Raw genomic sequence first — 12,929 nt, forward strand, 5'->3', positions numbered from 1 at the left:
ATGTCACACACTATTCACCGCCTATCACCTGGGACGATGTTCATTCCCTTGAGGGGTGCCGGTTCGGAGAAAGGAGGAGAACCGGAAAGTGCCCTGCGGGTGATCCGGAATCGGACCCCCGCAGGGCACTGTCGGTGAGGCACTCGAACGCCTCCCGTCGGCGTCGTCGGTCAGCCGACCACGCGGATGACCTTGGCTCCACGGTCGAGCATCCAGCTGTAGCTGCGCTTCGTGGTGTTCGTCCGGGGCGATCCCGCATCGTACATCTGGCCCTTGGTCTCGGAGATGATTCCGATGTGACCGGGGATCCAGATCAGGTCGCCTGCTTTGGCGTCCTTGATGGAGATCTCCTTACCGGCGTAGCGCTGCTGACTGGTCGTGCGCGGCAGATCGATGCCGTGCTTGCCATAGACGTACTGGGTGTAACCCGAGCAGTCCCAGCCGGACTTCGGCGAGGTGCCGCCCCATACGTATTTGACGCCGAGGTGGGCCTTCGCCTCCTTGATGATGGACGCGCGCTGGGCCGCGATCTTCTCGGCCTTCGTCGGCTCGTCCTTCTTCTTGTCGTCGTCCTTCTTGGAATCGTCTTTGGACTTGTCGTCGTCCTTCTTGGAATCGTCCTTGGACTTGTCGTCTGACTTCGAGTCGTCCTTCGAATCCTCGTCGTCTGCAGTACCTTCCCCGGAGTCTGCAGGCGAGTCGTCATCGGTGGGTGTGTCCCCCGGCGGGGTCGAATCGCCCGGGGCGTTGCCATCGGTCACGCCCCCGGCGATCGATCCCTTCGGAGAGAACTCGGTGGTGCCGTACCCCTCGGCCCAGACCAGACGTGCGCCTTCGAACAGCTGCTCACCGCGGCCGTCCTTGTAGCTCACGTCGGACTTGGGGTAACCGAGGTGACCCTTGACGGTCCCCTTGTCACCCCAGTAATTCATGATCGTGCCGGAGGTGTAATGCGCACCGGTGTCCTTGGACCAGTAGAATGATCCGTTTTCGAAGCGCTGCGCAACTCCCCCGTCCTCGAGGCCGCCCTTCTCCTGAGAGGTGGGCAGCCCCAAGTCGGCGATCGCGTCACCCTTGTACGCTGAGGCGATCGCGCCGGTCAGATGGTACGCACCGGTCTTCTTGGACCAGTAGACGACGCCTTTCTCGAACTTCTGCGACTTGGCGCCCTTGTGTCCCTTGACAGAGTGCTCCTTGCCGACGGCCTTGCCGAGCTTGTGCTTCGCGGCGTACTTCTCGATCTCGGTCTTCGACTTCTCGGACTTCTTGTCGTCGTCCTTCTTATCGTCGGACTTCTTGTCGTCGTCCTTGGACTTGTCGTCGTCCTTCTTGGAGTCGTCCTTCTTGTCGTCGTCCTTCGACTTGTCGTCATCCTTCTTGTCGCCGGGCTGTTCCCCGGTCTTGAGAACGGAGTTGACCGTCGAGCGCATCTCGCCCAGCTTCGCGTAGAAGGCGTCGCCGGGGCAGTCGGTCTGACCCAGGTCACGGTGTCCGACGAGATTCGACTTCGTCGCCTTCGAGATTCCGTTGATCGAGAACTTCCAGGCGATCGCCGAGGCCACAGCATCGCGGGTCTTCTTCGGCGGGGCCGAACTGTTGTAGGTGCCCAGCACGGAGATGCCGAAGGTGCCGGTGTTGTGTCCGGACACGTGAGCGCCGATGACGGCCTTCGAGATGTCACCGCCGCGCGCCTGCCAGAGACGACCGTACTTGTCCGCGACGACGTTGTAGCCGATATCGTTCCAGCCGCGTCCCTGCTGGTGGTACGCCTGGATACCGCGGATGATGCCCGGAACGTCTTCGGCCGAGTAGCTGTTCGAACCGGAGGTGTGGTGCACGACGGCCTGCTTGATCCCGCTGGCGTAGTCAGGGCTGCCCTTGTAGGCCTTCGCGCCCCAGGAGCTGCGCGAACCGATCTTCGGCTTCGAGACCTTCTTCGCCACGGTCGAGACCGTCGACGATCCCGGCACGTAGTTCTGATTGGTCACCGTCGCACCGTTGGTGGCCGCAACGTTCTCGGCGGTGGTCGCCTCGGCGTCGGTGGCCTCATCCGTCGACGCGTCATCAGCGCCTTCGGCGGATTCCGAACCCTGCTGGTCGAGATCGACGGGCGCATTCTCGGCCACCGCCTGAGCATCACCGGCGTCACGCTTCGGGTCGACGAGCACGAGCTCGGCATCGCTCGGCGCGGAATCGCCGAGGATGCGCATCTGCACGCCCGAAGCGTTCGACACCGTCATCGGCTCGGATCCCTTGTTCTGGGCCTCTTCCTGCTGCTCCTGGTCGAGGGTGTCCCAGCTTCCCCATTCGGAACCGTGCTTGACGCGGACCTGAATGCGGATATTGGACTTCGCTTCGGAGAAGGTGAAGCCGATGAGGCTCGGATTGTTCGACGGCACGTCGAGGACGTCCGAGATCAGCGCGATATTGACACCGTCCTCGGTCTTCTGTTGGACCGAGCCGGAGATGTCCTCATCGTCCTTGGACTCCGACTTCTCCGAGGAGTCCTTCTCACCTTCGCCCTCAGCATCCTCGGACTTCTCGGCGTCCTCGGACTTCTGGTCTCCGCTCTTCTCGTCCTCATCGGGCGTCTGCTCCGACTTGGACGGCGTCGACTCCTCCGAGGACTCGGCCTCGTCGGGTCCGGACGACAGCCCGGCCGAGACGTTCTCTGCCGTGCCGGTCGTCGCCGAAGCGGAGGCAGCGGCATTGACGATATCGGGCGCTTTCGCCTTGGCCAGCGCAGTCTCGGACTTGAAGATGTTCGGCAGATTGGTTGTCGCGCTCTGGTTGGCGGCAGTGGCGGTGGATTCACTGGATTCGCGGGCACCGGGCGCCTTGAGTCCGTCCTCGCTGACTTTCAGCGATTCCTTGGACACCTCCGGCGACGACGTGGCCGCGAAAGCCGTCGGTGCCGTGACCGCTAAGGTGCCGACCAGCGCCACAGACGCGCAGCCCGCAACAGTGGGCAATAGATATTTCATCGTTACAGCCTTTTCGAGGAAGACAGGGAAGTTCAGGCCTCGAGGTCTCCTGCACCGTTGGCAGTACGGTGGGCAACCCCAACATCTCAAAATTGTTACACATTTTCGGCGTGTCAGACTAGCCACAGAGCGGAATATTCTAGTTACAACGATGTGGTTCCCAGTAATGGCAAGGGACACACCGAGCAAAAGTTTTTCCCGGAATCGTCATGAATCGGCCGGTTTCGGTCATTGCCGCCCCCGACCGACCACATGCCCGATGTCTCAGGGCACGTAACAGATCGCCTTCTCGTCGGCTTCTTCGCCGTTGTCAGCCGAAGTGTCGCCGGCACCCTGTGCCAGCAGCTGCGGCCCTGAACCGGGGGTCGGATCGAGTCCCGCATCGACTCCGGCGGCGGCTGACAGGTCGCCTCCGGGGGCCGAGACAGCGCCTTTGTCCTGCTCGGAGGACTCGGACGCCTCCTCGATCTTATCGGCTACGAGCTCTCGTGCCACATCGAAGTCCGGATGCGACGGTGTGATCTCGGGTGGAGTGAGGTCCAGCGACTCGATCTTCTGCGATTTGACCTTGAGCGCGAGATCCACGAAGGAGTCCACCTGCGAGGACGGGATGTCGGTCGACACAGCGCCCGGCGTGGCCTCCGCGATCGCCTGATAGCGGGTGAGCACCGTGGCGGGATCGAGCTGTTTGACCATCGCCGTCTGCACGCAGCGCTGCCGGATCATCCGCTCGTAGTCACTGGAGAATTCGCGAGAGCGAGCGAACCACAGGGCATGATGGCCGTCGAGCTTCTGCTTGCCCGGCTCGATCCACCCCTTGACCGGACCGTGCTCGCCCGTCGTCGGATCGACCTTCGAGGAGATCGGCACGCGCTTGCCCGAGACCAGGGTGATGCCGCCGAGGGAGTCGATGAGGTCCTCGAAGCCCTTGAGGTTGATCATCGCATAGTACTGGACCTCGAGCCCGGTGACCGCGGACACCGCGTCCATCGTCGCCTGCTCCCCCGCCAGCTCCGGATCATCGAACTCGTCCTTGTGCCGCTCTCCCTGCTGGAACACCGCATTGAGCAGGCACTCGTCACCGCAGTTGAAGCCCTGCGGATAGTGCTTGTGCAGCGGCGAGTCCTCGGGGAAGGGCACGTTCTCCATATTGCGAGGCAGACCGATGATGACCGGCTTGCCCGTCTTCGTGTCGATCGAGACCAGAGACAGCGAATCCGGGCGGATGCCGGTGCGCCCCTTTCCGGCATCGGAGCCGAGCAGCAGGATGTTGTACCGGCCGTCGACGGGTTTGAGCGCCTTGCCCGAGGCGAAGAGGTCGCTCATCAGGTCGCGCTGTGAGTTGAGCATCGTCGTCCCCCAGGCCAGCGGCCCCACCACGATGAGCAGGAGAGCACAGAAGGCCGCGACGAAGCGCTTGCGGGCGCGCCCGGACAGTGTGACAAGGCGGATCCGGCGCAGCGAGTCGAAGAGGCAGACGACCCAGTTGACGGCGATGATCGGCAGCCACACGGTGAGGAACGTGAGAATGAAGGGATTCGTGCCGATCGTGAACAGGAACGTGCGGTCGATGAGGACGATCACCCCGGCGACGATGACCAGGAGCCAACTGATCGCGGTGATCGACAGGGAGATCTTCGCCCAGCGACGACGCCTGAACAGCAGCTGGACGCCGCCGGGGACGATGACGGTAACGAGGAGAAGCAGCCATGCCCGCACATCCCGCGTCGGCTGTGAGGCATACGAAGGGTAGCGGATCGGATCCACGTATCTCGTTTCAGCCACTGCCTTCCCTTCGTCTCGTCCGTGGTCATCGGGGTCCGCCACCGGCACGCCGGCCCGTGCCGGCGGCCGCTGCGCTCGGTCGAGGCGACCGGACGCGCACCGCAGACCACTGTGCCAAATGAAATTCAGAGTCCACTGTGCTCATCCATTGTGTCGCCTGCGGACTCCCGATGCCGGCACATCCGCGCCGTGCATGTCGGATTCTGTGTCTATGCGATTCTTCACAGAAGACAGAAACGGCACCGCGGACCGTCCGATCCGCACGGTCCGCGGTGCCGACGAGGGCGCTGTCTCAGGCCAGCAGCTGACGTCTCAGCGGAGCAGCTGACGCCCCATCACCATGCGCTGGATCTGGTTCGTGCCCTCATAGATCTGAGTGATCTTCGCATCGCGCATCATCCGTTCGACGGGATGGTCGACGACGTATCCGGCCCCGCCGAGCAGCTGCACGGCGTCCGTGGTGATCTCCATGGCCGCATCCGAGGCATAGGCCTTCGCCGCGGCGCCGAAGTAGGTCAGATCGTCGTCGAAGCGCTGACTCTTCGCGGCGGCGGTGTAGGTCAGCTGGCGCGCGGCCTCGAGCTTCATCCCCATATCGGCGAGCATGAACTGGATGCCCTGGTTCTCAGCGACGGCCTTGCCGAACTGCTGACGCTCCTTGACGTAGTCCAGGGCGTAGTCGAGAGCGCCCTGGGCGATGCCCACGGCCTGCGCCGCGATCGTCACACGCGTGTGGTCGAGGGTGCGCAGGGCGATCTTGAGACCCTCGCCGGGCTCCCCGACGATCCGGTCTCCCGGCAGGCGGACGTTGTCGAAGAGCAGTTCGCGAGTCGGCGAGCCCTTGATGCCGAGCTTGCGCTCCTTCTCTCCGAAGGTGAAGCCCTCATCGGACTTCTCGACGACGAAGGCCGAGATGTTCCGTCCCCGCGCACCGTCGGGGTCGGTGACGGCCATGACCGTGTAGTACTCGGATTCGCCGGCGTTCGTGATCCAGGTCTTCACTCCGTTGAGGATCCAGTCGTCGCCGTCGCGCACCGCCCGGGTCTTCATCGAGGCCGTGTCCGAGCCGGCCTCGCGTTCGGACAGGCCGTAGGAGAAGCCGGCTTCCCCCGCCGCGACCGACGGAAAGTACTTCTGCTTGATCTCGTCGCTGCCGCCCAGCTGCACGGGCATGCTGCCGAGCTTGTTGACCGCCGGGATGAGCGAGGAGGAGGCGCAGCCGCGGGCGACTTCCTCGATGATGATCGACACGGCCAGGGCGTCCGCGCCCATTCCGCCGTATTCCTCGGGGATGTGGGCCGCGAAGAAGTCCGTCTCCACGAGCGCGTCGTGGGCTTCCTGCGGATAGCGCGAGTCCGCGTCGACCTCAGCCGCGTACGGCGCGATCTTCTTCTCCACGACATTGCGCACGGCCGCGCGGATCTCTTCGTGCTCTTCGCTGGGCTGGTAGAGGTCGAACATCCTTCTCCTAAGACTTAACAATCGTTCGGCAAGGCCATTATTCCTGCAATGCGCGGCCTTTGTCGAGAGCGACCTGCCGCAGCTCGTCCCGGTAGACGTCCAACCGACCTCGCAGATCCGCCGCGTCGACGCCCTCGCCGGCGCCGAGGATGCGCGCAGCCAGCAGACCCGCATTCTTCGCCCCGCCGATGGACACGGTGGCCACGGGCACCCCGGACGGCATCTGGACGATCGACAGCAGGGAATCCATCCCCTCGAGATGTTTCAGGGGCACGGGAACGCCGATGACCGGCAGAGACGTCATCGAAGCGATCATTCCCGGCAGGTGGGCCGCTCCGCCGGCCCCGGCGATGATGACCCGGACGCCGCGATCGGCCGCCGACTTCGCCCAAGCGATCATGTCCTCGGGCATGCGGTGGGCGGAGACGACCTCGGCACTCGAATCGACTCCGAGCTCGTCGAGGGCGTCGGCCGCAGCCTTCATCGTCGGCCAGTCCGAGTCCGATCCCATGACGATGCCGACCGGGGCCGCCGGGGTCTGGTGTGCTGCGCTCATCTGTGCTTCCTTCGTCTCAGTCGACGCCGGCCCGTTCGATGCCGGCTCATTCGGTGTTGGTGTCTCGCCCGGCCAGCAGGTCGCCGGGGGTGGGCATCTCGGGGTGCGGATCGACGTCGACTCCGGCGATGAAGTCCGCGGCGTGGCGGGCCCGGGCCAGCACGAGCTGCGGGTCCTGGCCGTAGGCGTTGACGTGTCCGACCTTGCGGCCCGGGCGCACGCTCTTGCCGTAGAGGTGGACCTTGACCGCGGGATCGTGGGCCATGACATGCAGATAGGGCTGGTAGAGGTCCTCGTGCTCGGCACCGAGGACGTTGACCATCACGGACACGTCCTCCCTGGCCGCAGGGCTGCCCAGGGGCAGGTCGAGGACGGCGCGCAGGTGCTGCTCGAATTGGCTCGTCACCGACCCGTCCTGTGTCCAATGCCCGGTGTTGTGGGGACGCATGGCGAACTCGTTGATGAGGAAGCCGTCGGCAGTCTCGAACATCTCCATAGCCATGACACCGGTGACGTCGAGGGTGCCGGCGACCTTGAGGATCGCCTCCGTGATCTCCTTGGCCTTCGTCGTCTCGAGTCCGGGGGCCGGCGCGATCGCCTCTTTGCAGACTCCGTTCTGCTGCCAGGTCTCGACCACCGGCCAGACGGCCGTCTGCCCCATCGGGGAGCGTCCGACCATGACCGCGAGCTCACGGGTGAAATCGACCTTCTCCTCGGCGAGCAGCTGCGGGACCTCGCGGAGCCAGTTGACGGCCTCGTCGAGGCTGTCGATGACGCGGACCCCCTTGCCGTCGTAACCGCCGCGAGGGGTCTTGAGGATGAAGGGATAGCCGACTCGGGCGGCGAAGGCCTCGACGTCGGCGGCCGAGGTGATCTCCGCCCAGGCGGGATTCGGCAGGCCGAGTTCGTCCATCTTCGTCCGCATCCGGATCTTGTCCTGAGCGAAGATGAGAGCCTGGGGGCCCGGACGCACGACGTGGCCGGCCTCGACCAGGGCCCGGAGGTGCTCCGGCGGGACGTGTTCGTGGTCGAAGGTGATGACGTCGACGGTTTCGGCGAAGGCCTTGAGCGTCGGGTAGTCCGTGTAGTCGCCGACACTCACCTCATTGATGACCTGAGCGGCGGGGGCATCGGCGGTCTCTGCGAGAACGGAGAACCGGATGCCGAGGGCTTCTGCGGCGGGAGCGAGCATGCGTGCCAGTTGGCCGCCGCCAATGACACCGATACGAGGAAAAGTCACGTCTGCCATCCTAACGCCGACCTCGGCGGCGCCGGCGCAGGGTTCGCCGATCGGTCCGACGCTTCCGGCCTCAGACGACGAGCAGCGGAATCTCCAGCTCGCGGTCCGTCGTCGAGCCGTGGTGACCGATCAGCGCCAGCGCCGAGGCGGATTCGACCTCGGAATCGACGACGGCGAACCCATCGGCGCAGATGACGAGGAAGTCGCCGATCCGACTGTGGACGTGCGGAGCCACGGGTCCGAAGTATCCGCGCCCGATCGCCTCGGATTTCGGCAGAATGAGCCCGCGGTCGCCGATCGTCTCGCGCCAGGCGGAGCCGACCTCGGCCTCGGCGCCGGGTTCGACGTAGAGGTGGAGGGCCCGCGGCTCTCCCCCGACATGCCTGAGCCCGGTTTTGAGCGCAGGGGCATCGACGAGGTCGAGACGTCGATCGTGATCGATGTCGACCATTCCGTGATCTGCAGTGGCGATCATCGTGGCATCATCGGGCAGATCGGCGGCCAGTCTGGACAGCGCGAGGTCGACACGTTCGAGCTCCTCGGTCCAGGCCGCCGAGTCCGATCCGTGCACATGACCGGTCTTGTCCAGATTGCCCCAGTAGAGGTAGATGAGGCGCCGGCCCGGGGCCCGAGCCTCGGCCAGGGCCTGGCCACAGCGCTCCTCCAATGTCTTCGAGGCCCGGAAGCGGCCTCCGCGCAGCGAGGCGCGGTTGAGCCCGCGACCGGAGAACTTCTTCTCCCCCAGGCTGACCACGTCGACATCGGCGTCCGTGAGCCGTTCGAACAGCGTGGCATCGGGCACCCAGGCGACCGGGTCGACGTCGAGATTCCACGTCAGCTGGTTGAACACCGCGTCCCTGTCCGGGTCGAGCACCCGGTAGCCGACGACCCCGTGCGCCCCGGGCAGACGCCCCGTGGCCAGCGAGGACAGGGAGTTGGCCGTGGTCGAGGGGAAGCCGGCCGACAGGGTCCTGCGGGTCTGCGCCAGGGACCGGAAGAAGGGAGTGTAGCCGCTGTACCGGCGCAGCTGCCGCTCCCCCAGCCCGTCGATGAGGATGACGATGGCGGTTCGCGACTCACGGTCGAGACCGAGCCTGCGTGCGCGCTCGTGCGCCTCGGCGTCGAAGATGCCGCCGGCACCGAGGCTCAGCGCCGCGGCGGGAACGATGTCGGACAGGATCGGCCCGGAGTAGTCCGGCGGCCCCAGCAGGGGCGCGCCGTCCTCGGGCCGGGAGGCAGCCTCGCTCATTGACGCGACCGCAGCCGGGCGTGGAAGACCGCGGCACGCAGCTTGCCGGCGAAATCGGCGATGCGGTCGACCGCGGCCTGGCCCTCCGCCTCGGCCGAGACCCGGAGCATGACGTCCTCGGCGAAGATCGACCCTCCGTATCCGTGGTCGCCCATGCAGTTGGGGTCCCCACAGGTCTCGGGGAAGGCCTCGATTCGGTTCGACGCGCCCCAGGACAGGGTGAGCGAGACCTCGACGGGTTTGTCCCCGGGCCGGTACGAGGCGGGATCGGCGAAGGTGCGGCCGACCATGACCGTGCCGAGCCTGTCGAGTTCAATGTCCTCGCTGCTGGTCACCGCCCGCGGCTTCGCTCCGGGTTCGGTGTTCGGATCGTCGTCGACGTGCACCAGCAGCAGCCGGGTCTCGGTGAGGACGAACGCGGTCACGTGCCGGTGGATGGATTCGATGTCGACGTGGGTGTCGATGTGGACGAAGTGGGCCAGTACCGGTTCATCGAACAGGGAGTCAGCGAGTATGCCTTGGGTCAGTTGGGGATAGTAGCCGGCCGACTGCAGATCGTGAACGAGAACCTCGGGTAATGCCATGCCCTCCATTGTGCCCCACTCCCCCGACACTTCACAGCGAGGGCCGCCACAGACGGGGCCGTGCGCATATGCTGGGACCATGGAAAACTATCCTGCCGGGTGGGAAGCCGACGTCGTCCTCCGCGACGGGGGCACCGCCCATCTGCGTCCGATCACTCCTGCCGACGCCGATGCCCTGTCGCGCATGCACGAGGCCCAGTCGCCGGAGTCCGTCTACCTGCGCTTCTTCGCTCCGCTGCCCCGCCTGCCGAAGCGGGACCTCGACCGGTTCGTCAACGTCGACCACCATGACCGAGTCGCCCTGATCATGCTCATCGGCGATGACATCATCGGCGTCGGGCGCTTCGACAAGATCTCCGACACCGAGGCCGAGGTGGCCTTCAACATCGCCGATGCCCACCAGGGACGCGGCGTCGGCTCGATCCTGCTCGAGCACCTGGCCGCCGCGGCCAGAGAAGGCGGCATCCAGAGGTTCACCGCCGAGGTGCTGCCCCAGAACCGTTCGATGCTCCAGGTCTTCCAGGCCGCCGGCTACGAGGTCTCCCGCGGTTTCGACGACGGGGTCGTGGCCGTGAATTTCGACATCGACCCGACCGCCCGGTCGATCGAGGTGCAGGCCTCCCGTGAGCACAGGGCCGAGGCCCTGAGCGTGCGCACGGTCCTCCACCCCACCTCGGTGGCGGTCATCGGCGCCAGCCGCAAGCGCAACTCCACCGGTCATCTGCTCATCCGCAACATCACCGCAGCGAATTTCACCGGCAAGCTCTGGGTCGTCCACCCCGAAGCCGATCAGATCGCCGGGGTCCAGGCCTACCCGAGCCTCGACGCACTGCCGGGCAAGGCCGATCTCGCCGTCATTGCCGTGCCCGCCGAGTCCGTCACCGAGGTCGTCCAGGACTGCGCTGCCCACGGCGTCAAGGCGGTCCTCGTCATCTCCTCCGGCTTCGCCGAGACCGGTCCCACCGGCGCCGAGCTGCAGACAGAGATGGTCGCAACCGCCCGCGCCTACGGCATGCGCGTGGTCGGCCCGAACTCGTTCGGTCTGGTCAATGAGGCCGGCGACATCTCGCTCAACGCCTCACTGGCCCCGTTCCTGCCGGCCTCGGGCACGCTCGGCCTGTTCAGCCAGTCGGGGGCGCTGGGGACGGCTCTGCTGGCGGCGGCGAAGAACCGCGGCCTGGGCATCTCGACATTCGTGTCCGCGGGCAACCGGGCGGATCTGTCGGGCAACGACATGCTCCAGTACTGGGAGGAGGACCCGGCCACGCAGACCGTCGGACTCTATCTCGAGTCCATCGGCAATCCGCGCAAGTTCTCCCGCATCGCCCGCCGCGTCTCCCGGGTCAAACCCGTCATCGTCATCAAATCCGATCTCACCGGTCGGGAGCTGCCGCCCGGACACATCGTGCGCACCTCCTCGCTGGCACCGAACACCCTCGACCAGGTGCTCGAGCAGGCGGGAGTGATCAGAGCCGACACCATTCATCAGCTCTTCGACCTCGCCCAGGTGTTCGCAACCCAGAAGCTGCCCGACGGCCGCCGGGTCGGCGTCATCGGCAACTCCGCGGCGATGGGCACGCTGATCATGCAGCGGGCCCGGTCCGAGGGCCTGCGCGTGGACACGGACCCGGTCTCGCTGCACCCGGAGGTCGACGCGCAGACCTTCCGCGACGAACTCGATGCGATGTATGAGCGGCAGGACGTCGATTCGGTCATCGTCACCTTCACCCCCTCGGCCGGGGCCGAGGAGTCGGAGATCGCGGCCCTGCTGTCCGAGGCCGCCGCCCGCTCGGGCAAGACCACGGTCGCCTGCTTCCTGGGCATCCAAGGTGTCCACGACGAACTGACCAGCTACCTCGCCGACGAGGAGGGCAACCGCGTCTCCCGCACGGTTCCCAGCTATGTCGGACCGGAGGACGCGGTCTGGGCCCTGGCCCGGGCCACGGACTATTCGCGCTGGCGCGCGGCCGATCACGGCCGCTACATCGAACTCGACGACCTCGATGACAGGAAAGTCCGGTCGATCATCGAATCGGCCCTGGCCGGAGCCGAGCCGGGCACCCCGGTCCGACTCGAGCGCGATGACACACGGGCGCTGCTCAACGCCTACGGCATCGAGGTCCTTCCCTACCTTGCGGCGTCCTCGGTCGAGGAAGGACTCGCCGCCGCCGAGAGGATCGGCTACCCCGTGGCGCTCAAGGCCGTGTCGAAGCTGCTGCGTCACCGGATGGAGCTCGGCGGCGTCCGTCTGAACATCGACTCCCCCGATGAGCTCGCCGAGGACTTCGCCGCGATCCAGGACACCATCCGGCAGCTCGTCGGCGAAGAGGAGCCGCTCGTCGACGTCCAGGCGATGGCCCCGCACGGGGTTCCCTGCGTCCTGCGCGCCGGTGAGGACCCGCTGCTCGGCCCGCTGCTGGCGTTCTCGCTGGCCGGCGACACCACCGAGCTGCTCGGCGACGTCGCGCATCGGGTCGCCCCGATCACCGACAAGGAGGCCGGGGACATGATCCGTTCGATCAAGGCCTCCCCGCGCCTGTTCGGCTATCGGGGCCTGCCGCCGATGAACATCGAACCCCTGCGCAACGTCCTCGAACGCCTGTCCGTGCTCGTGGAGAACCATCCGCAGATCCTCGAGCTGGTCATCCATCCCATGGTCGCCACGGAGACGGACGGCCATGTGCTCAGCGCGCATGTGGATCTGCTGCCGGACCCCACCCGCATCGACGGCACACGCCGGCTCCTCAGCTGAGGCTGTTGCCCCTGGTGTCGATTCCGCGTTCGCGGCCCGTCTGTCTCGCGTTTCCACACCGTCGTCAGGATGTGAGAAGCTGAACGGCAAATCAGTGCCTGCCGAGGACGAGCCCCGAATATTGGGAACCGACTGTCAGATTGGCGAGTCCTATACCAATTCGCAGACTTGACGGGTAGTGTCTGTATCCGTTCGGCACGAAAAGTTATGAATTCGTGTTTTACTGAGTGGTCGTTCACACGGCCGTTGTCTGTGGCCGACACCGGCCACCCATTGTCCACGGCACCTGCGACCCGCGGGTGTCCCATGAGAGCGAGG

Annotated in this window: 8 protein-coding genes; 1 reads left to right on the forward strand and 7 read right to left on the reverse strand. The window is 65.8% G+C overall.

Annotated features, from left to right (window positions below; all coding sequences use genetic code 11):
• Positions 1-170 precede the first annotated feature (170 nt).
• The 7 genes from IG171_RS09405 to IG171_RS09435 form a co-directional block, all read right to left on the reverse strand.
• Positions 171-2,984, reverse strand: coding sequence for an NlpC/P60 family protein (locus tag IG171_RS09405; protein WP_212131382.1), 2,814 nt, complete (start codon positions 2,982-2,984; stop codon positions 171-173).
• A 264-nt stretch (positions 2,985-3,248) separates the two neighbouring features.
• Positions 3,249-4,769 carry an LCP family protein gene (locus tag IG171_RS09410; protein WP_212131383.1) on the reverse strand — a complete coding sequence of 507 codons (1,521 nt, stop codon included), beginning with the start codon at positions 4,767-4,769 and terminating at the stop codon, positions 3,249-3,251.
• Positions 4,770-5,081: 312 nt separating this feature from the next.
• Positions 5,082-6,230, reverse strand: a complete 1,149-nt coding sequence (locus tag IG171_RS09415; RefSeq protein ID WP_212131384.1) for an acyl-CoA dehydrogenase family protein — start codon at positions 6,228-6,230, stop codon at positions 5,082-5,084.
• Positions 6,231-6,267: 37 nt separating this feature from the next.
• Positions 6,268-6,786: a 5-(carboxyamino)imidazole ribonucleotide mutase gene (purE, locus tag IG171_RS09420; protein WP_212131385.1), complete on the reverse strand. Its 519-nt coding sequence runs from the start codon at positions 6,784-6,786 to the stop codon at positions 6,268-6,270.
• A gap of 46 nt (positions 6,787-6,832) precedes the next feature.
• Positions 6,833-8,026: a 5-(carboxyamino)imidazole ribonucleotide synthase gene (locus tag IG171_RS09425; RefSeq protein WP_349252153.1), complete on the reverse strand. Its 1,194-nt coding sequence runs from the start codon at positions 8,024-8,026 to the stop codon at positions 6,833-6,835.
• 70 nt (positions 8,027-8,096) lie between these two features.
• A complete protein-coding gene (locus IG171_RS09430) occupies positions 8,097-9,275 on the reverse strand; it encodes a nucleotide pyrophosphatase/phosphodiesterase family protein (RefSeq protein WP_212131387.1) in 1,179 nt (392 codons plus the stop codon).
• A complete protein-coding gene (locus tag IG171_RS09435; RefSeq protein WP_212131388.1) occupies positions 9,272-9,859 on the reverse strand; it encodes a DUF5998 family protein in 588 nt (195 codons plus the stop codon). Before IG171_RS09435 ends, IG171_RS09430 begins: the two co-directional genes overlap by 4 nt.
• 79 nt (positions 9,860-9,938) lie before the next feature.
• Here IG171_RS09435 and IG171_RS09440 point away from each other — a divergent pair, with 79 nt between their 5' ends.
• Positions 9,939-12,611, forward strand: coding sequence for a bifunctional GNAT family N-acetyltransferase/acetate--CoA ligase family protein (locus IG171_RS09440; protein WP_212131389.1), 2,673 nt, complete (start codon positions 9,939-9,941; stop codon positions 12,609-12,611).
• Positions 12,612-12,929 lie beyond the last annotated feature (318 nt).

Origin of the sequence: Brevibacterium sp. SMBL_HHYL_HB1 (assembly GCF_018208375.1) — a bacterium.
Classification (GTDB): domain Bacteria; phylum Actinomycetota; class Actinomycetes; order Actinomycetales; family Brevibacteriaceae; genus Brevibacterium; species Brevibacterium intestinavium.

Coding starts and splice junctions, on each gene's coding strand:
- IG171_RS09405 (WP_212131382.1), bottom strand. CDS start 2,984: ATGAAATATCTATTGCCCACTGTTGCGGGCTGCGCGTCTGTGGCGCTG.
- IG171_RS09415 (WP_212131384.1), bottom strand. CDS start 6,230: ATGTTCGACCTCTACCAGCCCAGCGAAGAGCACGAAGAGATCCGCGCG.
- purE (WP_212131385.1), bottom strand. CDS start 6,786: ATGAGCGCAGCACACCAGACCCCGGCGGCCCCGGTCGGCATCGTCATG.
- IG171_RS09430 (WP_212131387.1), bottom strand. CDS start 9,275: ATGAGCGAGGCTGCCTCCCGGCCCGAGGACGGCGCGCCCCTGCTGGGG.
- IG171_RS09435 (WP_212131388.1), bottom strand. CDS start 9,859: ATGGCATTACCCGAGGTTCTCGTTCACGATCTGCAGTCGGCCGGCTAC.
- IG171_RS09440 (WP_212131389.1), top strand. CDS start 9,939: ATGGAAAACTATCCTGCCGGGTGGGAAGCCGACGTCGTCCTCCGCGAC.